The organism is Streptomyces sp. NPDC087215, from assembly GCF_044744885.1.
GTDB lineage: Bacteria > Actinomycetota > Actinomycetes > Streptomycetales > Streptomycetaceae > Streptomyces.
This window is the reverse complement of the sequence record NZ_JBIUZD010000005.1, coordinates 56,505-82,047: the sequence shown is the minus strand read 5'-3', so window position 1 is coordinate 82,047 and position 25,543 is coordinate 56,505. Positions and strand designations below refer to the sequence as shown.

The following is a 25,543-nucleotide window of genomic DNA, read 5'->3' as shown; positions in this document are numbered from 1 at the left end:
AGGAGCGACCCGTGACCCCGCCCCACCCCCCGAGCGGAACCCTCACCGCCCCCACCACCACCCCCGCCTCGGAACCCCGGACCGGATGGACCGCCTGGCACCTGCACCTCGGCACCGCGGCCCGGTCGGCCCACGACCGGGCCGTCACCGATGTCATCGGGCCCACCGTCCGCGAACTCGCCCCCGGCACCCCGTGGTTCTTCATCCGCTACTGGCAGGCGGGCCCCCATCTGCGGCTGCGCGTCGGCGGACTCGACGACACGGCGAAGGCCCGCGTCGAGGCCGCCCTCACCGCCCGTCTCGCGGTCGCCGGGGCGCTCGTCCCCGGCGAGGAGCCGCTCGACCCCGCCGCGTACCGCAGCGGCGCCGAGCGGCTCGCCGCCGCGGGCGAGACCGGCGAGAACACCTCGGTGAAGACCCTGCTGCCGCCCGGCGTCCACCGGGCCGCCTACGAGCCGGAGTCCGACCGCTACGGCGGTACGGCCCTGATGCCCGCCGCCGAGTCCCTCTTCACCCTCTCCAGCTCCCTCGTCCTCGCCGCCCTGCCCCGGATCACCGGCGAGCGGCAGCGGGCCGGTCTCGCGCTGCGCGGCACCGTCGCGGTCGCCGCCGCCCTCGGGGACCCGGCCGAAGCCGCCTTCTACTACGCCCACGGGCTCGGCGCCTGGCGCGCCTGGGCCGCCGACGCCGGCCATCCGGCCGCCCTCCTCGACACGCTCACCCGCGTCGAGGGCGAGGTCACGGTCGACCCGGCCGCCCACGGCCCCTTCACCGGCTGGCACGAGCGGATCGCCGCCCACGCGGACGAGATCCGGACGCACTCCCCGGCCCACCCCGGCATGGTCCTCTTCTCGCACGCGCACATGCTCCACAACCGGCTCGGTCTGAGCCTCCTGGAGGAACTGCGCACCTACGCGGTCCTGGCCCGCGCCTTCCCCGTACCGCACGGCACCGCCGCCCCCGCGGTGCCCGTCCCCTGACCCCCGCCCCCACGGGGAGTCACGAAAGGCCCGGCCGGTTCCCCGGCCGGGCCTTTTCGTGGTGCTCGTGACGCCCCCGTACTACTCGGGGCGCGGGTCCCAGCGGAAGCTGCGGACGGCGATCAGGGCGCCGACGACACCCCAGGCGGCGAGGACCGCGAGGTCCTTCCACTGGAAGCCGGAGCCCTCGACGAACAGCGCCAGCATGGCGTCGTTGAACGGCTTCACGGGCAGCAGGCCCGCGATGGTGTTGAGGAACTCCGCGTGGATCGGGAAGTAGCTGCCCGAGATGAAGACCAGCGGGAACTGGATGAACTGCACGACGGCCGGGGCCGCCTCGGAGTTCTTGATCAGCGAGGCCACGCCGACGCCGAGCGCGCAGAAGCTGGCCGCGCCGAGCACCAGGGTGAGCAGCACCGCGCCCCAGTTGGTGGGCAGCTCCACGCCGTACAGCGCGCCGATGCCGAAGACGAGGGCGACGTCCACGACGCTGACGACGACGCAGTGCACCAGCAGGCCCGCGAAGTACACCCAGGCGGGCAGCGGGGTGGCGTGCAGCCGCTTGAGGACCCCGGTCTGGCGGCGCATCGCGAGCACGATCGCCAACTGGCCGTAACAGGCGCCGAGGACGGACACGGCGGCGATCACCGGCGTGTAGTACTGCATCCCGGTCAGGCCGAAGAAGAAGTCCTCGCCCTGGCTGCCGCTGAACACGGCCCCGAAGATGCCGATGATGACGATCGGCAGCACGAAGGTGAACACCATCGACTGCGGATTGCGCCAGAACGACAGCTGCTCGTATCGGATCTGATGGCCGAGCAGGGCCAGTGCGCTCCGCTCGCGGGGGGCCTCGGCGCGGCGCGCGGTGGCCGCCGGGGCGGTGTCGGCGGTCGGGGGGATCAGGGTGGTCATGAGCGGCTCCGTCCGGGTCGGCGGCCTCGTCCCGCGGGCGCCCGGTACTCCCGGTCGGACGACGGCGAGGAGGCTTCCTGCTGTACGTACTCGCTGGTCAGGCTCAGATAGACGTCTTCGAGGGTGGGCTGTTCGACGGTCAGCCGGTCCAGCGGGGTGCCCCGGTCGAGCGCCCAGCCGGTCAGCCGGTGCAGCGCCGCCGTCGGTTCGGTCGTCTCGGCCGTGACCAGGCCGTCCTCGACGTCGCTCACGGCCAGCGGTACGTCGGCGAGCGCGGCGCCCGGCGGCAGCGCGAACCGGACGCGGGTCCTGGCGCTGTCCCGCCCGCCGAGGGTGTCCGGCGTGCCCGAGGCCACGATCCGGCCCTCGGCGATGACCACGACCGAGTCGGCGAGGGCCTGTGCCTCGTCCATGTAGTGGGTGGTGAGGACGATGGTCGTGCCGTCGTCGCGCAGGTTGCGCACGACCTCCCAGGCGCCGCGCCGGGCGTTCGGGTCGAAGCCGGTGGTCGGCTCGTCCAGGAACAGCAGCTTCGGCCTGCCGACGACGCCGAGCGCCAGGTCGAGACGGCGCTTCTGGCCGCCGGACAGGTCCTTGACCTTGGCGCCCTTCTTCTCGTGCAGGCCGACGAGGTCGAGGAGTTCGTCGACGTTCCGCGGGTCCGGGTAGTACCCGGCGTTGCGGGCCACGGTCTCGCGCACCGACAGGTACGGCTCGACGGCGATGTCCTGGAGGACCAGCCCGACCTGGCCGCGCAGCCACTGCCCGTCGGCCTTGACGCCGGGGTCGCGCCCGAGGACCTCGACGCGTCCGCCGTCGCGGTCGCGGAAGCCCTCCAGGATCTCCAGGGTGGTGGTCTTGCCCGCGCCGTTCGGCCCGAGCAGGGCGAAGATCTCGCCCTCGGCGACGGTGAAGTCGACGCCGCGCACGGCCTCGTGGTCGCCGTACCGCTTCTGCAGGCCTTCCACGGCCACCGCGGCGGTCACCGCGGTCCCTCGGCTCGTGTCACTGTGTGCTCCCGGTGTGGTGGTGGGACTCGTGGGGTCGCCGCCCGCGGACGGACTCCGGGGCGCGGCCTCGACGTTAGGCGCGGGGCGGGGGCTCCGGACGGGCGCGCGGGGGTGGCGGTGACGGACGTCATGGAAGCCGCGACAGTTGTCAGCGCGGGCCGTGACCCGCGTTGCCGGAGGCCTCCGGGGCCGCCCATGCTCGGGATGCGGCGGACGGCCGGGCGGCGGGGCACCGCGCCCGGCGACGCCTGAGGTGCCGACACGGCAGCGACGCGGAAGGCGGTCTCAAAGGTGCGGTTCGGGGATCTGGACGAGTGGGGGACGGAGGAGCGGCCGCACGTCTCGGTGGTCGGCGCCGGCATCGGCGGCCTGACGCTGGCCGGTGCGCTCTCCTCCCTGGGTGTTCCGTACACGGTGTACGAGCAGACGCGGCGGCTCGCGGAGGTGGGCGCGGGCGTCCAGCTCTCGCCCAACGCGGTACGGCCGCTGCTGCGGCTCGGTCTCGGCCGGCTGCTGCGCGAGCGGGCCGTGGCGATCGACGCCATGGAGGTACGGGGCTGGAGCGGGCGCCCGATCGCCCGGACGCCGCTGGGCGCGGAGTGCGAGCGGATGTTCGGGGCCCCTTACTACACGGTGCACCGGGCGCACCTCCACGACGCCCTGCTCTCGCTGGTCGACGCGGGCAGCCTCAGGCTCGGCGAGCGGCTGAGCGAGGCGCGGGAGACCCCGGAGGGCCCCGACGGCGTCCGGCTGACCTTCGAGGACGGCACGGTCCGGGGGGCGGACCTGGTCGTCGGCGCCGACGGCATCCACTCCACGGTCCGTGAGGCGTTCCGGCGCGACGCCCCGGAGTTCGCCGGGCTCGGCATCTACCGGGGCCTGGTCCCGGTGGACCGGCTGCCGGACGCGGCCCGCGCGCCTCTGGTGCGCCTCTGGCTCGGTCCGGGCGGGCACTTCGTGTGCTATCCGGTCGCGGCGGGGGAGTACCTGAGCTTCGCGGCGACCGTGCCGATGGCCGCCTCGCCGGGCGAGTCCTGGTCGGTGAAGGGTGACCCGGAGGAGCTGCGGCGGGTGTTCGGCGGCTGGACGGGCCTGGTCGCGGACGTCGTCGGCGCGGTGGAGTCGACCCTCCAGTGGGCGCTGCACGACCGTCCGCCGCTGGACGTGTGGTCCTCCCGGCGGATGACGCTCCTCGGTGACGCGGCGCACCCGATGCTGCCGTTCATGGCGCAGGGCGCGAACCAGGCGGTGGAGGACGCGATGGACCTGGCGGCCTGTCTGGCGGGTCCCGGGGCGGCGACGACCGGGGCGCGGCTGGACCGCTACCAGGCGCTGCGGATCCCGCGCACGGCGGAGATCCAGCGCGGTTCGCGGGGCAACGCGGGCATCCTGCACCTGCCGGACGGTCCGGCGCAGCGGCGCAGGGACGCCGGGATGGCGGTGCACGCGGCGCTGCGCGACCGGGCGACGCTGTACGCGCACGAGACGGGCCGGAGCGTGGTGCCGCTCCCGGTGTGACGGCCGCTTTCGGGAAGGGTGCCGCTCCCGGTGTGACGGCCGCCTTCCGGAAGGGTGCCGCTCCCGGTGCGGTCGGGAGTGGTGCCGCTCCCGGTGTGCTCACCGCCCCCCGGTGATTGGCCTAGACCTATTGTGTGTCCCTGTCCGTGACGGTACGTTCGTCCCGGCTGCGCAGCCGGAACTCCACGCAACGCACGCACCACATCGCATCGTCACGCATCCCGCCGGGGCATCCCGGCGTTTCAGGAGGACATGCCATGTACCGTCGCATCGCGGCCGCGCTCGCCACCGCGGCCACCGCCGGAGCCCTCTCGCTCGGCACCGTGGGCACCGCCGAGGCCGCGGGCCCCGGCTTCTACGCCCGCAGCCACCACTCCTCGTACGCCGAGTGCCAGGCGGCCGGCGTCGCGGGCAGGCCCATCTGGGGCGTGCTCTTCTTCTGCGAGTCCTTCGGCCCGCCCCGCCCGGACGTCTACGTCCTCTGGGTCCGCCCCTGACGGGGGCGCCCGGCCCCGGATCGCTCCGGGGCCGGGCGCCGCACGGGGGCACGGGGCCCTCGTCCGTCGATCGACGTCCACCGGGAGACCGCCTCGCGCGGTCTCCTTCGTCGTGCCCGGTCCCGGGGGGCCGGTGCCTTCACGACATGTCCTCTCAGGCGCAGCTGATGATCAGGCTGGTGACCGCGGTGCAGACGCGGGACGCGGAGTCGTTGGCCGGGGCGGGGTCGGCGGGGCTGCTGGTCACGCGGGTCGCGGTGACCTTGTAGGGGGTGCCGAGGCTGAGGAGGGCGACGGGGACCGAGAGGTGACGGGTGGTGCTGGCCCCGGGAGCCAGCTCGCCGACGGCGCAGACGGCCCGGCCCGCGGCGAGCGCGCAGTCGGGGCCGGTGGCGCCGGTGCGGACGGGCAGGGTGGCCTCGACGGTGGCGGAGGCGAGCGTGCCGGGGCCGTTGTTGGTCAGGGTGAGGGTGTAGTCGATACGGCCGTTGAGGAGGCCGGGTACGGGGGTGGCGGCCAGCCGCACCCGGAGGTCGGCGCCCGGCTCCCCGGTGATCACGACAGCGTTGGGGTTCGCGCCCACGGGAACGCCGGTGGCGGTGCCGGTGGCGGTGTCGATCGCGGACGCGGTGGCGGAGCCGTTGTCGGCGGTGTAGGCGAGGGTGCCGTCGGGGGAGACCGCCACGTCGACGGGGTTGTTCCCCACGGTGGTGGTGGAGGTGAGGGCGCCGGTGGCGGTGTCGATCGTGGAGACGGCGCCGGTCTGGTTCCGGGTGACGTAGGCGCGGGTGCCGTCCGGGGAGACGGCGACGCCGTAGGGGAGACCGGGAACGGTGAGGGAGGCGGTGACGGTGCCGGTGCCCGTACCGATCACCGCGACGGAGTCCGAGTACGGGCGGGTGACGTAGGCGCGGGTGCCGTCGGGGGTGACGGCGATGTCCTGGGGGAAGCCGCTGAGGCCGATGGTCGCGGTCACCGTGCCGCTCGCGGTGTCGATCACCGAGACGGACTGGGAGGCGTAGTTGGTGACGTAGGCGCCGGTGCCGTCGGGGGTGACGGCGACGCTCTGCGGGTCGCTGCCGACACCGATGGTCCCGGTCACCGTGCCGCTCGCGGTGTCGATCACCGAGACGGTGCCGGAGCCGCTGTCGACGGCGTAGGCGCGGGAGCCGTCGGGGGAGACGGCGATGCCCTTGGGGCTGTCCCCCACGCCGATCGTGGCGATGACCGACCGGGTGGCGGCGCTGATCACCGAGACGGAGTCCGCGTTCGCGTTCGTCACGTAGACGCGGGCGCCGTCCGGGGACGCGGCCACGCCCCGGGGACCGTCCCCGACGGCGACCGTCGCCGTGACGGTGCCGGTGCCGGTGTCGATCACGGAGACCGTGTCGTCGCCGAAGTCCGCGACGTACGCGAAGGCCCCGCCGGACGGCGCGGCGGCCGGGCTCCCGGCGGCCACGGCGGGCGAGGCACCGGTGGTGAGAGTGGTCACGAGCAGAGCGCAGGCACCGGCCGCGGGAACCCCGCGGCCCAGGGCTCTTCGGACGCCGGAGGTGATCGACGAGCGCATGAGAGGTTCCTCCCCATCGGGCCACGCGCGGACGGCGCGGGCGGATCGGCATCGGCCCGGCCCCGCCCACGACCACGGGGAGCGCCCGCCCGGGACGCGCACGGACACCGGACGACGGCCCGCGAGACCCCGGAGGCGGGCGTCCGGTGCACCTGGGACAGGATGCGAGGGACCCCCGCCCCGGACAAGCACGCGAACCGGCCACACGCCTCCTGGCCGGAACCCATTCGAACACCCGGCGACCGCCCCCGACCGCCGAACCTCCGCCACGCGAAAGGCCCCGCCCGGCACCGGAAGAACCGGGAACGCCGACCGGGGCCCGCGGCGGAACCCCGCCTACCGGGGCCGCCCGAGAGGGAACCTCAGCACTCGATGATGTTCACCGCGAGCCCGCCGCGCGCGGTCTCCTTGTACTTGACGCTCATGTCCGCGCCCGTCTCCTTCATGGTCTTGATGACCTTGTCGAGGGAGACCAGGTGGCTGCCGTCGCCGCGCATCGACATCTTCGCCGCCGTGACCGCCTTGACCGCCGCCATGCCGTTGCGCTCGATGCACGGGATCTGCACCAGGCCGCCGACCGGGTCGCACGTCAGGCCCAGGTTGTGCTCCATGCCGATCTCGGCCGCGTTCTCCACCTGCTCGGGAGAGCCGCCGAGGACCTCCGCGAGGGCGCCCGCCGCCATCGAGCAGGCCGAGCCGACCTCGCCCTGGCAGCCGACCTCGGCGCCGGAGATGGAGGCGTTCTCCTTGAAGAGCATCCCGATCGCGCCCGCCGCGAGCAGGAAGCGGACGATGCCGTCGTCGTCGGCGCCGGGCACGAAGTTCGTGTAGTAGTGCAGGACGGAGGGGATGATCCCGGCCGCGCCGTTCGTCGGGGCGGTGACCACCCGGCCGCCCGCCGCGTTCTCCTCGTTCACGGCCATCGCGTAGAGGGTGATCCACTCCATCGCGTGCGCCGCCGGGTTCCCCTCGGTGCGCAGCTTGCGGGCCGAGTTCGCGGCGCGCCTGCGGACCTTCAGGCCGCCGGGCAGGATGCCCTCGCGGGCCATGCCGCGCGAGACGCAGGACTGCATGACCCCCCAGATCTCCAGGAGGCCCGCGCGGATCTCGTCCTCGGTGCGCCAGGCCTTCTCGTTCTCCAGCATCAGGGAGGAGATCGACAGGCCCGTCTCCTTGGCGAGCCGGAGCAGCTCGTCGCCGGTGCGGAAGGGGTACTTCAGATGGGTGTCGTCGGGGATGATCGGGTTCTCGCCCGCGACCGCGTCCTCGTCGACGACGAAGCCGCCGCCGACCGAGTAGTACGTCTTCTCCAGGACGGGGCCGCCCTCGGAGTCGTACGCGAAGACCGTCATCCCGTTGGCGTGGTACGGCAGTGCCTTGCGCCGGTGCAGGATCAGGTCGGCGTCGAAGTCGAAGGGGACCTCGTGCGCGCCGAGCAGGTTGATCCGGCCGCTCTTCTTGATCCGTTCGAACTCCTCGTCGGCGTGCTCGACGTCGACGGTGCGCGGCGAGTTGCCCTCCAGACCGAGGAGGACGGCCTTGGGGGTGCCGTGGCCGTGGCCGGTCGCGCCGAGGGAGCCGTACAGCTCGGCCCGTACGGAGGCGGTGTGGGAGAGCAGGCCCTCGTTCTTCAGGCGGCGGGCGAACATCCGGGCCGCGCGCATCGGCCCCACCGTGTGGGAGCTCGACGGGCCGATGCCGATCGAGAACAGGTCGAAGACCGAGATGGCCACGGAAGGACTCCTTGGGGGGCTAGACGCCGTTGTCTGCCGGGGTGGAGCAGAGAAGCGCGGGAAAGAGGGGCGTACGGGGACATGGAGTGGGGCACCGCGCTCACGGTCCAGTGTGCGCGGTGCCCCGAAGATTCGTACGAACGAAAGGGTACGAAACTACTTCAGGCCGGGGTACAGCGGGTGCTTGTCCGCCAGGGCGGTCACCCGGGCCTTGAGGGCCTCGGCCTTCTCGCCGTCGAAGCCGGGCTTCAGGGACTCCGCGATGATGTCGGCGACCTCGGTGAAGTCCTCGGCGCCGAAGCCTCGGGTGGCGAGCGCGGGCGTGCCGATGCGCAGACCGGAGGTGACCATCGGCGGGCGCGGGTCGTTCGGGACGGCGTTGCGGTTGACCGTGATGCCGACCTCGTGGAGACGGTCCTCGGCCTGCTGGCCGTCGAGCTCGGAGTTGCGCAGGTCCACCAGGACCAGGTGCACGTCCGTGCCGCCGGACAGCACGGAGACGCCGTGCTCGGTGACGTCGTCCTGGACCAGGCGCTCGGCCAGGGCGCGGGCGCCGTCCACGGTGCGCTGCTGGCGCTCCTTGAACTCCTCCGTGGCCGCGACCTTGAAGGAGACGGCCTTGGCCGCGATGACGTGCTCCAGCGGGCCGCCCTGGAAACCGGGGAAGACCGAGGAGTTCAGCTTCTTGGCGAACGCCTTCTTCGCCAGGATGATGCCGCCGCGCGGGCCGCCGAGCGTCTTGTGGGTGGTGGAGGTCACCACGTCCGCGTACGGCACCGGGTTCGGGTGCAGACCGGCGGCGACCAGGCCCGCGAAGTGGGCCATGTCGACCCACAGGTAGGCCTCGACCTCGTCGGCGATCCGGCGGAACTCGGCGAAGTCCAGCTGGCGCGGGTAGGCGGACCAGCCCGCGATGATCACCTTCGGGCGGTGCTCCTTGGCGAGGCGCTCGACCTCGGCCATGTCGACCAGACCGGCCTCGTCGACGTGGTACGCGACCACGTCGAACTGCTTGCCGGAGAAGTTCAGGCGCATCCCGTGGGTCAGGTGACCGCCGTGCGCCAGGTCCAGGCCGAGGATCGTGTCCCCGGGCTGGGCGATCGCGAAGAGGGCGGCCTGGTTCGCGGAGGCGCCGGAGTGCGGCTGCACATTGGCGTACTCGGCACCGAACAGGTCCTTGACCCGGTCGATCGCGATCTGCTCGGTGACGTCGACGTGCTCGCAGCCACCGTAGTAACGGCGGCCCGGGTAGCCCTCGGCGTACTTGTTGGTGAGGACGGAGCCCTGCGCCTCCATGACGGCGACCGGAGCGAAGTTCTCCGAGGCGATCATCTCGAGGGTGGACTGCTGACGGCGGAGCTCGGCGTCGACGGCTGCGGCGACGTCCGGGTCCAGCTCGTGGAGGGGAGTGTTCAGAAGCGACATGAATCGATCCCTAAGGGTCTCGGGCCCGGTCTTCAGTTCCCGGCGGAGAACGCGGCGTACGCGTCGGCGGTGAGCAGCTCGTCCGGCTCGCCCTCGACACGCACCTTGAACAGCCAGCCACCCTCGAACGGAGCCGTGTTCACCAGGGACGGGTCGTCCACCACGTCCTGGTTGGACTCGACGATCTCGCCCGTCACGGGGGAGTACAGGTCGCTGACCGACTTCGTCGACTCCAGCTCGCCGCAGGTCTCGCCCGCGGTGACGGTGTCGCCGACAGCGGGAAGCTGGGCGTAGACGACGTCACCGAGCGCGTTGGCGGCGAACTCGGTGATGCCGACGGTCGCGACGCCGTCCACGGCGTCCGACAGCCACTCGTGCTCCTTGGTGTAACGCAGCTGCTGGGGGTTGCTCATGGCCTGATTCTCCTGGATCGGGGGAGTGCTGATGAACGTGGGTCTTGCGGGGTGAGACGAGAAGTGAGACGGACGCGTCACTTCTGGCGCTTGTAGAAGGGCAGCGCCACGACCTCGTACGGCTCGTGGGCGCCGCGGACGTCCACACCGACGCCCTCGGTCCCGGGCGTGGCGTGCGCCGCGTCGACGTACGCCATCGCGATCGGCTTGCCGAGCGTCGGGGACGGGGCGCCGGAGGTGACCTCGCCGATCACCACGCCGTCCTTGACGACGGAGAAACCGGCGCGCGGGACCCGGCGGCCCTCGGCGATCAGCCCGACGAGCTTGCGCGGCGGGGTGGTACCGGCGCGCTCGGCGGCCTTCTCCAGCGCCTCACGGCCGACGAAGCGGCCCTCGTTGCTGGTCTTCTCGAACTTCACGACCCGGCCGAGCCCCGCGTCGAAGGGGGTCAGGGAGGTGGTCAGCTCGTGGCCGTACAGCGGCATACCCGCCTCCAGGCGGAGCGTGTCACGGCAGGACAGACCGCAGGGGATCAGCCCGACCGGGGCGCCCGCCTCGGTCAGCGCCCGCCACACGCCCTCGGCGTGCTCCGGCTTCAGGAACAGCTCGAAGCCGTCCTCGCCGGTGTAGCCGGTACGGGCGATCAGCGCGGGCACGCCCGCGACCGTGCCGGGCAGCCCCGCGTAGTACTTCAGCCCGTCCAGGTCGGCGTCGGTGAGCGCCTTCAGGATGCCGGGGGACTCCGGGCCCTGGACCGCCAGCAGGGCGTACGCGTCGCGGTCGTCGCGCACCTCGGCGTCGAAGCCCGCCGAGCGCTCCACCAGCGCGTCGAGCACGATCTGGGCGTTGGAGGCGTTGGCGACGACCATGTACTCGGGGGCCTCGGCCGAGCCGAGGCGGTAGACGATCAGGTCGTCGAGGATGCCGCCGTCCTCCTGGCAGATCATCGTGTACCGGGCACGCCCGACGCCCACCGTGGAGATGTTGCCGACCAGGGCGTGGTCGAGGAGCTCCACGGCCTGCGGACCCGTGACGGTGATCTCGCCCATGTGGGAGAGGTCGAACAGACCGGCCCTGGTGCGGACCGCGAGGTGCTCCTCGCGCTCACTGCCGTAGCGCAGCGGCATGTCCCAGCCCGCGAAGTCGGTCATGGTCGCGCCCAGCGAACGATGCAGGGCATCGAGGGCGGTCAGGCGGGGGGCAGAGGTCATGGGGTGGCTCCCGGGTCCCAAGGGCGTGATAGGTGACGAAACACATGACGGCGAGGACGTCCTCCCCATCTGTCATGGAACCTGAGAGGTTCACCGAGAGCATCTCGTCACCGAGAGATCGGCTTGCACCTTGGGTGGGGACACGGCAGGGTGTCCCGCTTTTCAGATCTGCCTCATCCACGCGGTACGGGGCCTGAGAGATTCAAGGGAGGGTCTTGCTCCTTCGGCGCCCGGACGCCGAGGCGTCCGGAACTCTCCCGCGCGGATTCGAACGGCCGGTATGCGGTTGTACGGGCGGCGGTGCGCTGTGGGGCGACGGCCCGCCCGGCGGGCACATCATTGCACGCGGGCCCGGCGCGGCAAATCGCTTGTGCCTCATTACCAGTTCTTTACACTTCTTGGGCAAGGGTCTCCCTGAGACCCGGCAGGGGGGAGAAGCGATGAGGTTCCAGCACACCGGCGCATACGCTCCGAGTACCGGAATACCGTCACAGCGGGCCCGCGCCCGGACCCGGAGGGGCCGGCTCCTGCGGGACCTGCGCGAGCGCGGCGGCCGCGGCCCCCGCGCCCTCACCTTCGCGGCGGGCGACCTCGTCGTCGTCTCCGGGCTGCCCGGCAGCGGTAAGTCCACCCTCATGAAGCGCGCCGCGGAGGGCAGCGGCATCGACTCCCAGGACACCCGCGAGCGCTGGGAGGCCAGGATGCCCCGCCTGCTGCCGTACGCCGTCTACCGCCCGCTGGTCCGCCTCGCGCACTACGCGGGACTCCGCGCCGCCCTGCGCTCCGGCGACGGGGTGATCGTCCACGACTGCGGCACCCAGTCCTGGGTGCGCGGCTGGCTCGCCCGCGAGGCCCGCCGCCGGGGCCGCGCCCTCCACCTCGTCCTCCTCGACGTCACCCCCGACACCGCCCGCGCCGGACAGCGCGACCGGGGCCGGGGCGTCTCCTCGTACGCCTTCGCCCGGCACCGGCGGGCCGTCACCCGGCTCGTCACCTCCGCCGAGTCCGGCCGCCTCCCGCACGGCTGCGCCTCCGTGACCCTGCTCGACCGGGACGCCGCCGACGCGCTCCGGAGGATCGGCTTCGGGGAGGCCGTCTGAGGACTGCCCGCGTTTCCCGGGGGCGCCTCCGGGGGGCCGGTGCCGGTGCCGTGCCGTGCCGTGCTGTGCCGTGCCGGTGTCGGACCGGCCCGTTCCCGGGGTGCGGCTCGGCCGTGGCCTCCGGCTCCGGCTCGTGCCCCGGGCCTGTGACCCGGCCCTGCACCCCGGGTCCGTCCGTCCGCCGTCCCCGCCCCAGCGGGCCCGTCCCCAGGGCCCGTCCCCGGGCCCCTCCGGCCGTCGCCCGTGTCCCGCCGTTCCCACGTTCCGTACCCTTTGGGCCACGGCGCGACAAGGGCGGCGTTAGGGTGCTGGCGGGCCCGCCGGCACGGCGGAGCCGGGCGAGAAGGGGAAAACGGGACCGTGGACGTGACGTGGCCGGGCAACGAGCTCGAAGAGGCCCTTGCCGCCTCACTCGGCAATCCCGGGGCCGGAGCCCGCCTGGTCGAGGTCCTCGGCCGCAGCCCCGTCTGGGTGCCGCTGCCCAACGGCGGCAGCCCGGAGAGCGCCGACCTCGACCTGCCCACCCTGGAGATCGACGGCGCGGCCTACGTCCCCGTCTTCAGCTCCGAACAGCAGTTCCTCGCCTGCGTCGGCGGCCACATGTCCTTCACCGTCGCCCCCGCCCGCGAGTTCGCCCGGGGCCTGCCCCCGCAGCTCGGCATCGCGGTGAACCCCGGCGGCACCGTCGGCGTCCCGCTTCCCCCGCCCGCCGTCGCCGAACTCTGCCGGACGGGCCGCACCCCGCTCGACGGCCCCGCCTCGGGCGGCCGCGTCCGCCTCTTCGAGCCCGACTGGCAGGACGACCCAGTCGACTTCCTCTCCGCCGCCTCCGCCGAGTTCGAGGCCACCGGGGTCGTCGTCTCCGCCCGCCGCGCCCTCGCCAGCGTCGAGGGCACCGAACCCGCCCTCTTCGTGGGCGTCCAGCTCGCCGGCTGGGACGGCGTCGACCGCAACGCGCCCCTGGACGCCCTCGGCCGCGCCCTCGGCCGGGTCGAGGTGGCCTGGCCGGTCAACCTCATCCTGCTCGACATGGCGCAGGACCCGGTCGGCGACTGGATGCTGGAGCGGGTCCGCCCCTTCTACCAGCGCGCCGCCGTGTGACGCACGGGCTGTTTAAGCTGAACTTCTCACGGCCGGACTTCGCGCGGCCGGACTTCGCACAGCCGTCCTCCGCGCGCCGGGGACGGCCGCAGGACATACGCACGACCGACGTGGTGACGGAAGAGGGGCGGGAACCAGGGTGAGCGCGTCAGGCACCGCCTCGGCCGAACAGATCGAGCACATGCTGCGCCAGGTGGCACCCGGACGCTACGACGCGTACGAGCAGCTGCTGCACGCCCTCGCCGACGGCGAGCTGCGGATACTGCTCTGGCACGGCACGCCGGGATCGGCCGACGCCCAGTACGGGAACATGGAGGTGGACGGCCACGGCTACGCGCCCTGCGTCACCTCCGACCGGGAGCTGGCCGCCTCCGGCTGGCACCGCGCCCACGAGCTCGTCACCGGCCGGGAGATCGCCCGCGCCCTCTACCCCGACCGCTGGGGAGTCTGGCTGAATCCGCACGCCCCCGGCGGCGGCGTCGGCATCCCCTGGGCCGATCTGCGCCGGATCGCCACCGGACTCGACCGGATGCCCGCCGGGCCGCTCCGGATCGCCGAACCCACCCTGGAGATCCCGCAGTTCTACGCCCAGCTCACCCAGAACGCCCACCGCACCCCGGCCGTCCGGGCACTGCGCCGGGGCTGGGTGCAGCCCGCGCTCGGCTCCCCGTACCTCGTCATCGGTCTCGATCTGTACGACGGTTCGGCCGCCGCCGTCGACACGGTCCGCGCGATGATGCGCCAGTCGATCGGCACCGTGCCCGAGGGGCTGCCCGTCTCCACGGTCGCGCTCTCCGACGCGTACGACCCGGTGGCGCTCTGGCTGCGGGCGAACGGACGCCCCTTCTACGACCGCGAGGCCCACGCGGGCCAGGGCCCCGCCCCCGTCCACGGATACGGCTACCCGCCCCCGGCGCCGTCCGGATACTGAGACGCACCACGCGACGCGTCCCGCCCCACCGGCCTCCGGAGTTCGCTCCGGAGGCCTTCTTTCGCCCCAATTACGCCAGCTGAAAGCATAGTTGAGCCGACATGCCCGATTGGGGCGAAGAGGCCCCGAGATGGTCCGCTCAGATGATCCTGACGTCCGGATAACGGAAGTCGCAGCACCGCATCACGTTTGAGCAAACATTGCCCGTCAGGGCTGGCGGGTGATCCCGAGCGCGTTGAAGACTCCCCGGAACACCGGGCGTTCGGCTTCCTTCCGAGCCCATGCCCAGCAGGTTGTTCCACCGAGCCGCCACCCGCGGCGGGCAAGGGCCGGCTACCGGCGGCCGAGAGGGGTCCTCACCACGATGACGGCACCACTGCGCGAGACGAGTGCGGGCGAGCCGGCCGCCGCCGTCGATGCCCCGCCCGAAGCCAAGGCCATCGAGGGGCGTTCGCCCTGGAAGATCGCCTGGACCCGTCTCAAGCGCGACAAGCTCGCCCTCGCGGGCGCCTTCGTCGTCGTCTTCCTCGTCCTGGTGGCGGTCTTCGCCCCGCTCATCGTCGGCCTCCTCGGCCACCCGCCCGACGAGTTCCACGAGGACCAGATCGACCCGCTCTTCGGCACCCCGACCGGCGCCTGGGGCGGCATGAGCTCCGACTTCCTCCTCGGGGTCGAGCCGGTCAACGGCCGCGACGTCTTCAGCCGCATCGTCTACGGCGCCCGGATCTCGCTGCTCGTCGCCTTCCTCGCCGCGGTCTTCGCGGTGGCCCTCGGCACCGTCCTCGGCATCGTCGCCGGCTACTTCGGCGGCTGGGTCGACGCCGTGCTCAGCCGCGTCATGGACGTGATGCTCGCCTTCCCGCAGCTGCTCTTCACGATCGCCCTGGTCTCGGTCCTCCCCAACGAACTGCTCGGCATCGAGGGTTCGGGCGTGCGGATCGGCGCCCTCGTCGTCGTCATCGGCTTCTTCGGCTGGCCGTACGTCGGCCGGATCGTCCGAGGCCAGACCCTCTCGCTGCGCGAACGCGAGTACGTGGAGGCCGCCCGCAGCCTGGGGGCGGGCCGCCTCTACATCCTCCGCAAGGAGCTGCTGCCCAACCTGGTCGCCCCGATCACGGTCTACGCGACCCTCATGATCCCCACCAACATCCTCACCGAAGCCGCGCTCAGCTTCCTCGGCGCCGGGGTCAAGCCCCCCACCGCCTCCTGGGGGCAGATGCTCTCCAAGGCCGTCAACACCTATGAATCGGACCCCCTGTTCATGGTGATCCCCGGCCTCGCGATCTTCATCACCGTCCTGGCGTTCAACCTCTTCGGCGACGGCGTGCGTGACGCGCTCGACCCGAAGGGCTCCCGCTGACCCTTCGCCGACGACCCGCAAGACCGCCCCTGCCGCTGGCGACAGGAGGCTGATCCACCCTCGGCGGACCGCTGCTGTCGGCCGCCACTATCCCGGAGGTTGCGAGACCCATGACCCTGCTGAGTTCTCAGAGGCGCAGAATCGCCGCGGGCGCGCTGCTCGCGGCGGCCACGATGGTCGTCACCACCGCCTGCGGCGGTGGCGGCGGCAAGAGCGGCGGCGATGACAGCGGCAAGGGGGGCCTCGCCTTCAACGGCGGAGTCAACAAGGTCCTCAACGCCTCCGACAAGAAGGGCGGCGAGCTGAAGTTCATCGGCTCGCAGGAGGCCGACAGCTGGGACCCGCAGCGCGGCTACTACGGCTTCGTGTGGGACTTCGCCCGCTACTACACCCGCCAGCTCGTCACCTTCAAGGCCGAGCCGGGCGCCGCCTCCACCGAGCTGGTCCCGGACCTCGCCACCGACGCGGGCAAGGTCTCGGCCGACGGCCTCACCTACACCTTCACGCTGAAGGACGGGGTGACCTGGGAGGACGGCAAGCCGATCACCTCCAAGGACATCAAGTACGGCATCGAGCGCATCTGGGCGCAGGACGTCATCTCCGGCGGCCCGATCTACCTCCAGCAGGCCCTCGACCCCAAGGGCGAGTACAAGGGTCCCTACAAGGACACCACCGCGGACAAGCTCGGCCTGAAGGCCATCGAGACCCCGGACGACAAGACCATCATCTTCAAGCTGCCGGTCGCCAACGGCGACTTCCTGCAGATGCTGGCCATGCCCGCCGCCTCGCCGGTCCGCCAGGACAAGGACACCAAGTCCAAGTACGGCCTGAAGCCCTTCTCCTCCGGCCCGTACAAGTGGGACTCGTACACCCCCAACAAGTCGATCAAGCTGATCCGCAACGACAAGTGGGACGCCAAGACGGACACCGTCCGCAAGGCGCTCCCGGACAAGATCAGCGTCACGTTCACCACGAACGCCGACGACATGGACAACCGTCTGATCGAGGGCGAGTACGACCTCGACATCAACGCCACCGGCGTCGGTGCCGCCGCCCGCCAGAAGGTGCTCCAGCAGAACAAGGGCAACGTCGACAACCCGCAGACGGGCTTCATCCGTTACGCGGTCTTCCCGCAGACGGTCATCCCCGACATCGAGTGCCGCAAGGCCATCATCTACGCGGCCGACTCGAAGTCCCTCCAGACCGCCCGCGGCGGCCCGCAGGCCGGTGGCGACATCGCCGCCAACATGCTGCCCCCGGCGATCAAGGGCGCGGACCCGAAGGCCGACCCGTACGGCAAGCTCGCGGGCGCCCCGGACCTCACCAAGGCCAAGGACGCGCTCAAGAAGTGCGGCCAGCCGAACGGCTTCAAGACCACCATCGCGGTCCGCAACAACAAGCCGATCGAGATCGCCACCGCCGAGTCCCTCCAGCAGTCGCTGAAGGCCGTCGGCATCGACGCCCAGATCGACCAGTTCGACGGCGCCCAGACCTCCGGCATCATCGGTTCGCCGAAGGTGGTCAAGGAGAAGGGCTACGGCATCATCATCATGGGCTGGGGCGCCGACTTCCCGACCGGCCAGGGCTTCCTCCAGCCGCTGGTCGACGGCCGCTTCATCCTGCAGAGCGGCAACAACAACTTCTCCGAGCTGAACGACAAGTCCATCAACGGACTGTTCGACCAGGCGCTGAAGGAGACCGACCCCAGCAAGGCCGGCGAGCTCTACCAGCAGATCAACACGAAGGTCTCGGAGGCCGCGGTCTACCTGCCCTTCACCCACGAGAAGAACATCATCTGGCGCGGCTCCCGCCTGACCAACGTCTACACGGCCGACGCCTACAACGGCCGCTACGACTACGCGTCGCTCGGCGTCGTCAAGTAATCCGACCCGCTTCGCCGGCGCACCACCCGCCGCCAGGTCCGAAGGGCAGGTGATGGCCGAGGGCGGCGGCCGGGAGACCCGAGAGGGTCTCCCGGCCGCCGACCGGCCGACCGCATGCTTGCATACATAGTCCGGCGACTCTTCGCGGTCGCCGTGATGCTGCTCGTCGTCACGCTCGTGACGCTCAGCATCTTCTTCCTCATTCCCAAGCTGACCGGCAGCGACCCTGCCGCGATGTTCGTCGGCAAGCAGGCGGACCCGGCCTCCATCGAGGGCATCCGGCAGAAGCTGGGCCTGGACGAGCCGATCCTGGTGCAGTTCTGGCACTTCGTCTCCGGCATCTTCGTCGGCCGCGACTACACGGGCGGTGGCGACACCATCCACTGCGCGGCCCCGTGCTTCGGCTACTCCTTCAAGACGGAGCAGGACGTCTGGGCCATGCTGGTCGACCGCATCCCGGTCACCCTCTCCATGGTCCTCGGCGCGGCCGTGCTCTGGCTCGTCATGGGCGTCTCCACCGGCATCGTCTCCGCGCTCAAGCGCGGCACCCTGATCGACCGGGCCGCGATGGTCACGGCGCTCGCCGGTGTCTCGCTCCCCATCTACTTCACCGCCATGCTGGCGCTGTTCCTCTTCCGCACCCAGCTCGACTGGCTGGACGCCAAGTACGTCCCGTTCACCGAGTCCCCGGGCGCGTGGTTCGGCGGTCTGCTGCTGCCCTGGGTCACGCTCGCCTTCCTGTACGCGGCGATGTACGCGCGGCTCACCCGGGCCACCATGCTGGAGGTCCTCGGCGAGGACTACATCCGCACCGCGCGCGCCAAGGGCCTCCCGGAGCCGGTCGTGCTCGGCAAGCACGCGATGCGCTCCACCATGACCCCCATCCTGACCATCTTCGGCATGGACCTCGGAGCCCTCGTCGGCGGCGCGGTCCTCACCGAGACCGCGTTCAACCTGTCGGGGCTCGGGAACGCCGCCTTCAAGGCGGTCGGCGACCGCGACCTGCCGGTGATCCTCGCGGTCACCCTCATCACGGCCGCCTCCGTGGTCCTCGCCAACCTCGTGGTGGACCTTCTGTACGCGGTGATCGACCCCCGAGTGAGGCTCGCATGACGGACCAGCCGACGAAGACCGGGGCGGCGGTGGGCGAACCCGTCCGCACCGGGGCCGCCCCCTCCGACGCCTTCCTCGACGTGCGCGACCTGAAGATCCACTTCCCGACCGACGACGGCCTCGTCAAATCGGTCGACGGCCTCTCCTTCCAGCTGGAGAAGGGCAGGACCCTCGGCATCGTGGGCGAGTCCGGCTCCGGCAAGTCGGTCACCTCGCTCGGCATCATGGGCCTGCACACCGTCGGCCAGTACGGCCGCCAGAAGGCCAGGATCTCCGGCGAGATCTGGCTCAACGGGCGCGAGCTGCTCTCCGCCGACCCGGACGAGGTCAGACGGCTGCGCGGCCGCGAGATGGCCATGATCTTCCAGGATCCGCTGTCGGCGATGCACCCGTACTACACGGTCGGCGCGCAGATCGTGGAGGCGTACCGGGTCCACCACGACGTCGACAAGAAGACGGCGCGCAAGCGGGCCGTCGAACTCCTCGACCGGGTCGGCATCCCCGAGCCCGCCAAGCGGTTCGAGAACTACCCGCACGAGTTCTCCGGCGGGATGCGCCAGCGCGCGATGATCGCCATGGCGCTCGTCAACAACCCCGAACTCCTCATCGCGGACGAGCCGACCACGGCCCTCGACGTGACCGTGCAGGCGCAGATCCTCGACCTGATGCGGGACCTCCAGAAGGAGTTCGGCTCCGCGGTCGTCATCATCACCCACGACCTCGGCGTCGTCGCCGAACTCGCCGACGACATCCTCGTCATGTACGGCGGGCGCTGCGTCGAACGAGGCCCGGCCGAGCAGGTCTTCTACGAACCGCAGCACCCCTACACCTGGGGTCTGCTCGGCTCGATGCCGAGGATCGACCGGGACCAGACCGAGCGGCTCATCCCGGTCAAGGGCAACCCGCCCAGCCTCATCAACATCCCGAGCGGCTGCGCCTTCAACCCGCGCTGCCCGTACGCGGACGTCCCCGAGGGCGGCATCACGCGCACCCAGCGGCCCGAGCTGGCCCTCGTCGGCGAGCGCCACCACTCCGCCTGCCACATGCCGCAGGAGGAGCGCACCCGCATCTGGACCGAAGAGATTGCGCCGAAGCTGTGAGCGAGACGACGGAACCCCTGCTCAAGGTCACCGGCCTGCAGAAGCACTTCCCCATCCGCAAGGGCCTGCTCCAGCGCCAGTCCGGCGCGGTCAAGGCGGTCGACGGACTCGACTTCGAGGTCTACCCCGGTGAGACCCTCGGCGTGGTCGGCGAGTCCGGCTGCGGCAAGTCGACGATGGGCCGGCTCATCACCCGGCTCCTCGAACCGACCGGCGGCACGATCGAGTTCCAGGGCACGGACGTCTCCCACCTCGGGGTGGCGAAGATGCGTCCGCTGCGCCGGGACGTCCAGATGATCTTCCAGGACCCGTACGGCTCGCTGAACCCGCGCCACACGGTCGGCACGATCGTCTCGGCGCCCTTCCGGCTCCAGGGCGTGGAGCCCGAGGGCGGGGTGCGGAAGGAGGTCCAGCGGCTGCTCGGCCTGGTGGGCCTCAACCCGGAGCACTACAACCGCTACCCGCACGAGTTCTCCGGCGGCCAGCGCCAGCGCATCGGCATCGCCCGCGCGCTCGCGCTCAAGCCGAAGCTGGTCGTCGCGGACGAGCCGGTCTCCGCGCTCGACGTCTCCATCCAGGCGCAGGTGGTCAACCTCCTGGACGACCTCCAGGACGAGCTGGGCCTGACGTACGTCTTCATCGCCCACGACCTGTCCGTCGTCCGGCACGTCTCGGACCGCATCGCGGTGATGTACCTCGGCAAGATCGTCGAGCTGGCGGACCGCAAGTCGCTGTACGAGAACCCGATGCACCCCTACACCCGGGCCCTGATGTCCGCGGTGCCGATCCCGGACCCGCGCCGCCGGGGCGTCAAGAGCGACCGCATCCTGCTCACCGGTGACGTCCCGTCCCCGATCTCCCCGCCGCCGGGCTGCCGCTTCCACACCCGCTGCTGGAAGGCGACGGACCTGTGCAGGACGCAGGAACCGCCGCTGGTGGAGCTCCGCCCGGGACAGCGGGTCGCCTGCCACCACCCGGAGAACACGGAGGTCCTGACGGTCCCGGCGGCCCGCCGGTCGGTCGAGATCACGAGGCCCCCGGAGACGGGGGCCGCCGAAGCGGCCGGGGCGGGGGAGACACCCGAGGCGGCCGGGTCCACCGCTGAGGCGGTGGAGACCTCTGAGACTCCCGAGTCGGTGGAGTCGGTGGAGTCCGTGGGGTCCGTGGAGACGGCAGAGGTCGCTGAGGCTTCTGGTGCGTCTACGGCTGACGAGGCCGCCGAGACCACCGAGGCTGCCGAGAACACGGGGAAGCCCGGGGGCCCGAAGGGCGCCGGGAGCACCGACACGCCCGAGGGCGCCGACGGCGGCTCCGAGGCCTGACGCACGGCGAGGCCCCCGGCACCACGAGGTGCCGGGGGCTTCCGCGCGCCCGGGGGCCTTCGCCGCGGCCGCGCCAGGACGGAGGCGGCGAGGGGCGGCCCGCCCCGGCGGGGCCGAGGCGGGCCCGTGCCGGTCCGCACGTCCGCGAGGTCCACCTGGCCCGCGTCCGGACGAGGACCGCGCAGGCGTGGGTTCCGGTCCCGGCGGTACCGGGCTCTCCCGTCCGTGCGGGGGTCCCACCGGGTCCGTGCCCGGTGGGACGCCGTACCGGCGTGGGTTCCGTCCCGGCGGGCGCGGGTCCAGTGCCGGGTCCTCGTGTTCGTGCGTGCCGTCCCACCGGGACCGTGCCCGGTGGGACGGCACGCCGGACCTCGCGCACCCGCGTGGATCGCGTCCCGGCGGGGACGAGGCGGAGCCGGTGCCGGGTCCTGTCCCGGCACCGGCTCCGCCCCCGCCAGAACGGGCCGAAGGCCATGCGGGGCCCGCGAGGCCCCACCGGGACCCGCCCGACCGGAGCCCGCGCCGGACCCCGTACGCCCGCGATGCCCGTCCCGGCGGGGCGAGGCACAACCCGTGCCACACGCGCGGCCCCCCGCCGGGCCCGTGCCACAGGCGCGGACCCCCACCCGGGCCCGGCCGCCCGGTGAGAGGCCCCGCCACGCGCGCGGACCCCCGCCGGGGCCCGTGCCGCGCCTGCGGGCGCCCACCGGGCCCGGTGCCACACGCGCGGCCCCCCGCCGGGCCCGTGCCACAGGCGCGGACCCCCACCCGGGCCCGGCCGCCCGGTGAGAGGCCCCGCCACGCGTGCGGACCCCCGCCGGGGCCCGTGCCGCGCCTGCGGGCGCCCACCCGGGCCCGCCGCCCGGTGAGAGCCCCGCGCCTCGTCAGGGGGCCGCCCGGTCAGCGCCCCGGCGGACGCCCCGCCGGGCTCCGGGCGCTCACGGCGTCCCGCCCGGTCCCCGACCGGGTGGCGCCGGGGCGGGGGCTCCGGGCGCCCCGGGGCGTCCCGTACGGCCCCCACGGGAACAACCGGCACAATTGGCCGGTGCTCCACGACCTGTTCACCCCCTCCGTCCAACACACGCTCGATCTCGTCGGGATCTTCGTCTTCGCGATCTCCGGCGCCCTGCTCGCCGTCCGGAAGAACTTCGACGTCTTCGGCATCGCCGTCCTCGCCGAGGCCACCGCCCTCGGCGGCGGCCTCTTCCGCGACCTGGTGATCGGCGCCGTACCCCCGGCCGCCTTCACCGACCTCGGCTACTTCCTGATGCCGCTGGTCGCGGTGGTGCTCGTCTTCTTCCTGCACCCGGAGGTCGAGCGCACCCAGATCGCGGTCAACGTCTTCGACGCGGCGGGCCTCGGCCTCTTCTGCGTGACCGGGACGATGAAGGCGTACGACTACGGGCTCGGGCTCACCGCCTCGGCGGCGCTCGGCCTGGCGACCGGCGTCGGCGGCGGCGTGCTGCGGGACATGCTCGCGAACGAGGTGCCGTCGCTGCTGCGCTGGGACCGGGACCTGTACGCCGTCCCGGCCATGGTCGGAGCCGGGATGGTGGTCCTCTTCATCCGCTTCGACGCCCTCAACGCCTTCACCACCGGGACGGCGGTCCTCACCGCGTTCACCCTGCGGCTGCTCGCGATGCGCTACCACTGGCGCGCGCCCCGGGCCTGGAACCGGCGTTCCTCCGCCCGCGAGGAACCAGAAAAAGCTACCGCTTAGTAGTGGGCTGGGGTACCGTCGGACGCATGACCACGAGGACCGAGACGAGCGCCACCGGGACGACCGTGGCGACGGGCGCCGACACCGATGCCGACGGCGGGACCGCCACCGCGCGGAGCGAGTTCGACCGCGACACCGCCGTCGCCCTCCGCGAGCCCGGTGTCTACGACGCGCACCTCTCCGCGGGCTGGACGATCATCCACGCGGTGAACGGCGGCTATCTGCTGGCCCTGCTCGGCCGGGCGCTCGGCGACCACCTCCCGCACCCGGACCCGTTCACGATCTCGGCGCACTACCTGACGCCGTCCGTGCCGGGCCCCGCGGTGATCCGGACCGAGACGGTCCGCACCGGCCGGACGCTCTCCACCGGGCAGGCGTCCCTCTTCCAGTACGCCGAGGACGGCACCGAGGTCGAGCGCATCCGCGTCCTCGCCTCCTACGGCGACCTGGACGCGCTCCCGGACGACGTCCGCACCACCGCCACCCCGCCTCGGATGGCACCGATCGAGAACTGCTTCGGCGCCTCCGACGGCCCCGCCCCGCAGATCCCCGGCTCCTCCGCGATCACGGAGCGGCTGGACATCCGGCTCGACCCGTCCTGCGTCGGCTGGGCGGTCGGCGCACCGTCCGGCAAGGGCGAGATGCGGGCCTGGTTCGGTCTGGCGGACGGCCACGGGCCCGACCCGCTGTCGCTGCTCCTGACGGTCGACGCGCTGCCGCCGACCTCCTTCGAACTGGGCCTCAAGGGCTGGACGCCCACGGTCGAACTGACCGCGCACGTCCGCTGCCGCCCGGCCCCCGGCCCGCTGCGGGTCTCCATCACGACGCGCAACCTGGCGGGCGGCTTCCTGGAGGAGGACGCCGAGGTCTGGGACAGTGCGGACCGCCTGGTGGCCCAGTCCCGCCAACTGGCCCGCGCGCCCCGGGGCTGACCGGACGGCCCGGGAGGGCGGGGACCGGGCGGCACCGGGACCGGAGGGCGACACCGCCCCCGCCCGCCCCGGACCACCGGGGCCGTACCGGACCCGGAAGCGGAGGGCGCCGTGAGCCGGGACCGGGCGCGTCCCCACCGGACACGGAACCATTTCGCCGGAACCTTCGCGAGCCAGAGGGGCCAGCGCGTCGAGGCCTCGAAACGGAAGGCTCCCACGGGCGGCGGCACCGGGCGCCCGGCACCCGGACCCCCGGAAGCGGAAGCCCGTGCGGCCCGGCCCGCGGCGTCCGCGCCGAAGCGGCACCCGGGCGGCCCGCCACCCCCGGGCCGCCCGGGTGCCGCCCCGCCCGACGACGAGAACCGGCCACCCTTCCTGGACCGGGCGGCGGCGTAAACCGGCCACCCTCCGGGAGCGCGGGCGGGGGCTCGTAGAATCGGTCCACCATGGCTTACCTCGACCACGCCGCGACCACGCCGATGCTCCCCGAGGCGATCGAGGCGATGACCGCCCACCTCGCCGTCACCGGCAACGCCTCCTCCCTGCACGCCGCCGGCCGACGCGCCCGGCGGACCGTCGAGGAGGGGCGGGAGACCCTGGCCGCCGCGCTCGGCGCACGGCCCAGCGAGGTCGTCCTGACCTCCGGCGGCACCGAGGCCGACAACCTCGCCGTGAAGGGCCTCTACTGGTCCCGCCGCGCCGCCGACCCGCGCCGCACCCGCGTCCTCGCCAGCCCCGTCGAGCACCACGCCGTGCTCGACGCCGTCGACTGGCTCGCCGCCCACGAGGGCGCCGAGGTCGAGTACCTGCCGGTGGACCGCCACGGCCGGGTCCACCCCGAGGCCCTGCGCGAGGCCCTCGCCCGCGACCCCGGGTCCGTCGCCCTCGTCACCGTCATGTGGGCGAACAACGAGATCGGCACGGTCATGCCGGTCCGGGCCCTCGCCGACGTCGCTGCCGAGTTCGGCGTCCCGCTGCACGCCGACGCCGTCCAGGCCGTCGGCCAGGTCGAGGTCGACTTCGCCGCCTCGGGCCTCGCCGCGATGACCGTCTCCGGCCACAAGATCGGCGGCCCCTACGGCATCGGCGCCCTGCTCCTGGGCCGCGAGCACACCCCCGTACCCGTACTGCACGGCGGCGGCCAGGAGCGGCACGTCCGCTCCGGCACCCTCGACGTGCCCGCCGTCGCCGCCTTCGCCGTCGCCGCGCGGCTCGCCACCGGGCGGCGCGAGGAGTTCGCCCGAGAGGTCGGGGCGCTCCGCGACGAGCTGGTGACCGCCGTCCGGACGGTCGTGCCCGACGCGGTCCTCGGCGGCGACCCGGTCGACCGGCTCCCCGCCAACGCCCACTTCACCTTCCCCGGCTGCGAGGGCGACTCGCTGCTGCTGCTGCTCGACGCGGCGGGCATCGCCTGCTCCACCGGCTCCGCCTGCACCGCCGGGATCGCCCAGCCCAGCCACGTCCTGCTGGCCACCGGCACCGACCCGGACCTGGCCCGGGGCACCCTGCGCTTCTCGCTCGGCCACACCTCCACGAAGGAGGACGTCGCGGCCGTCGCGGAGGCGATCGGCCCTGCCGTGGAGAGGGCGCGCACGGCGGGCCTCACCTGAGCCCTCGGGCCGCCCGCCCCGCCCGGCCCCGGACGCCCCCGCAGGACACCGCCGGTGCCCCGGGCCCCCTGATCGCCCCGGACGGCTCCGGCGCCGGGTGAA

21 protein-coding genes and 1 riboswitch are annotated in these 25,543 nt (G+C 72.9%); of the genes, 14 read left to right on the top strand and 7 right to left on the bottom strand.

Translation table 11 applies throughout. The features are described 5' to 3' along the window. The first annotated feature begins 11 nt into the window (after window positions 1-11). Window positions 12-980, top strand: coding sequence for a thiopeptide-type bacteriocin biosynthesis protein (locus tag ACIO92_RS15750; protein ID WP_401237054.1), 969 nt, complete (start codon window positions 12-14; stop codon window positions 978-980). A gap of 81 nt (window positions 981-1,061) precedes the next feature. Here the strand turns inward: ACIO92_RS15750 and ACIO92_RS15745 are convergent, their stop codons facing one another. Both ACIO92_RS15745 and ACIO92_RS15740 read right to left on the bottom strand, forming a co-directional pair. Beyond that, window positions 1,062-1,892 carry an ABC transporter permease gene (locus tag ACIO92_RS15745; protein WP_366442200.1) on the bottom strand — a complete coding sequence of 277 codons (831 nt, stop codon included), beginning with the start codon at window positions 1,890-1,892 and terminating at the stop codon, window positions 1,062-1,064. Beyond that, window positions 1,889-2,878, bottom strand: coding sequence for an ABC transporter ATP-binding protein (locus ACIO92_RS15740; protein WP_402281806.1), 990 nt, complete (start codon window positions 2,876-2,878; stop codon window positions 1,889-1,891). Before ACIO92_RS15740 ends, ACIO92_RS15745 begins: the two co-directional genes overlap by 4 nt. Before the next feature lie 315 nt (window positions 2,879-3,193). On the opposite strand from ACIO92_RS15740, the gene ACIO92_RS15735 reads away from it, so the two are divergent. Further along, a complete protein-coding gene (locus ACIO92_RS15735; RefSeq protein ID WP_366442198.1) occupies window positions 3,194-4,420 on the top strand; it encodes an FAD-dependent monooxygenase in 1,227 nt (408 codons plus the stop codon). 257 nt (window positions 4,421-4,677) lie between these two features. Then, window positions 4,678-4,917: a hypothetical protein gene (locus tag ACIO92_RS15730; RefSeq protein WP_366442197.1), complete on the top strand. Its 240-nt coding sequence runs from the start codon at window positions 4,678-4,680 to the stop codon at window positions 4,915-4,917. Window positions 4,918-5,071: 154 nt separating this feature from the next. Here the strand turns inward: ACIO92_RS15730 and ACIO92_RS15725 are convergent, their stop codons facing one another. The 5 genes from ACIO92_RS15725 to gcvT form a co-directional block, all read right to left on the bottom strand. Continuing rightward, complete coding sequence (locus tag ACIO92_RS15725) at window positions 5,072-6,409, bottom strand: cell surface protein (RefSeq protein WP_402281809.1); 1,338 nt, start codon at window positions 6,407-6,409, stop codon at window positions 5,072-5,074. 440 nt (window positions 6,410-6,849) lie between these two features. Next, window positions 6,850-8,220, bottom strand: a complete 1,371-nt coding sequence (locus ACIO92_RS15720) for an L-serine ammonia-lyase (RefSeq protein ID WP_366442195.1) — start codon at window positions 8,218-8,220, stop codon at window positions 6,850-6,852. 156 nt (window positions 8,221-8,376) lie between these two features. After that, window positions 8,377-9,645, bottom strand: coding sequence for a serine hydroxymethyltransferase (gene glyA / locus ACIO92_RS15715; RefSeq protein WP_366442194.1), 1,269 nt, complete (start codon window positions 9,643-9,645; stop codon window positions 8,377-8,379). 32 nt (window positions 9,646-9,677) lie between these two features. Continuing rightward, window positions 9,678-10,058, bottom strand: coding sequence for a glycine cleavage system protein GcvH (gene gcvH / locus ACIO92_RS15710; RefSeq protein ID WP_351788512.1), 381 nt, complete (start codon window positions 10,056-10,058; stop codon window positions 9,678-9,680). Between the two features lie 77 nt (window positions 10,059-10,135). Then, window positions 10,136-11,269 (bottom strand): glycine cleavage system aminomethyltransferase GcvT, encoded by a 1,134-nt coding sequence (gene gcvT, locus ACIO92_RS15705; protein WP_401237056.1) that lies wholly within the window; start codon window positions 11,267-11,269, stop codon window positions 10,136-10,138. A 172-nt stretch (window positions 11,270-11,441) separates the two neighbouring features. Next, window positions 11,442-11,539, bottom strand: a riboswitch (glycine riboswitch). A gap of 170 nt (window positions 11,540-11,709) precedes the next feature. Between gcvT and ACIO92_RS15700 the strand changes: the two genes are divergently transcribed. From ACIO92_RS15700 to ACIO92_RS15650, 11 genes are all read left to right on the top strand, one after another. Beyond that, the gene (locus tag ACIO92_RS15700; RefSeq protein WP_366442192.1) at window positions 11,710-12,369 is read left to right on the top strand and encodes an AAA family ATPase; all 660 of its coding nucleotides are present in this window, start codon (window positions 11,710-11,712) and stop codon (window positions 12,367-12,369) included. A 360-nt stretch (window positions 12,370-12,729) separates the two neighbouring features. Continuing rightward, the gene (locus ACIO92_RS15695) at window positions 12,730-13,470 is read left to right on the top strand and encodes an enhanced serine sensitivity protein SseB (protein ID WP_402057898.1); all 741 of its coding nucleotides are present in this window, start codon (window positions 12,730-12,732) and stop codon (window positions 13,468-13,470) included. Between the two features lie 139 nt (window positions 13,471-13,609). Next, entirely contained in the window at window positions 13,610-14,401 is a 792-nt protein-coding gene (locus ACIO92_RS15690) for an enhanced serine sensitivity protein SseB C-terminal domain-containing protein (RefSeq protein WP_366442190.1), read from the top strand. 364 nt (window positions 14,402-14,765) lie between these two features. Then, a complete protein-coding gene (locus ACIO92_RS15685) occupies window positions 14,766-15,761 on the top strand; it encodes an ABC transporter permease (RefSeq protein WP_366442189.1) in 996 nt (331 codons plus the stop codon). Window positions 15,762-15,871: 110 nt separating this feature from the next. Further along, window positions 15,872-17,644 carry an ABC transporter substrate-binding protein gene (locus ACIO92_RS15680; protein WP_366442188.1) on the top strand — a complete coding sequence of 591 codons (1,773 nt, stop codon included), beginning with the start codon at window positions 15,872-15,874 and terminating at the stop codon, window positions 17,642-17,644. Window positions 17,645-17,758: 114 nt separating this feature from the next. After that, window positions 17,759-18,757, top strand: a complete 999-nt coding sequence (locus ACIO92_RS15675; protein ID WP_366442187.1) for an ABC transporter permease — start codon at window positions 17,759-17,761, stop codon at window positions 18,755-18,757. Continuing rightward, window positions 18,754-19,857, top strand: a complete 1,104-nt coding sequence (locus ACIO92_RS15670; RefSeq protein ID WP_366442186.1) for an ABC transporter ATP-binding protein — start codon at window positions 18,754-18,756, stop codon at window positions 19,855-19,857. Before ACIO92_RS15675 ends, ACIO92_RS15670 begins: the two co-directional genes overlap by 4 nt. After that, the gene (locus tag ACIO92_RS15665) at window positions 19,854-21,179 is read left to right on the top strand and encodes an ABC transporter ATP-binding protein (protein WP_402281814.1); all 1,326 of its coding nucleotides are present in this window, start codon (window positions 19,854-19,856) and stop codon (window positions 21,177-21,179) included. The genes ACIO92_RS15670 and ACIO92_RS15665 overlap by 4 nt, the downstream gene beginning before the upstream one ends. A gap of 1,045 nt (window positions 21,180-22,224) precedes the next feature. Further along, window positions 22,225-22,899, top strand: coding sequence for a trimeric intracellular cation channel family protein (locus ACIO92_RS15660; protein ID WP_366442184.1), 675 nt, complete (start codon window positions 22,225-22,227; stop codon window positions 22,897-22,899). A gap of 26 nt (window positions 22,900-22,925) precedes the next feature. Next, complete coding sequence (locus ACIO92_RS15655) at window positions 22,926-23,831, top strand: thioesterase family protein (RefSeq protein WP_366442183.1); 906 nt, start codon at window positions 22,926-22,928, stop codon at window positions 23,829-23,831. Window positions 23,832-24,277: 446 nt separating this feature from the next. Continuing rightward, window positions 24,278-25,441 carry a cysteine desulfurase family protein gene (locus tag ACIO92_RS15650; protein WP_366442182.1) on the top strand — a complete coding sequence of 388 codons (1,164 nt, stop codon included), beginning with the start codon at window positions 24,278-24,280 and terminating at the stop codon, window positions 25,439-25,441. Window positions 25,442-25,543 lie beyond the last annotated feature (102 nt).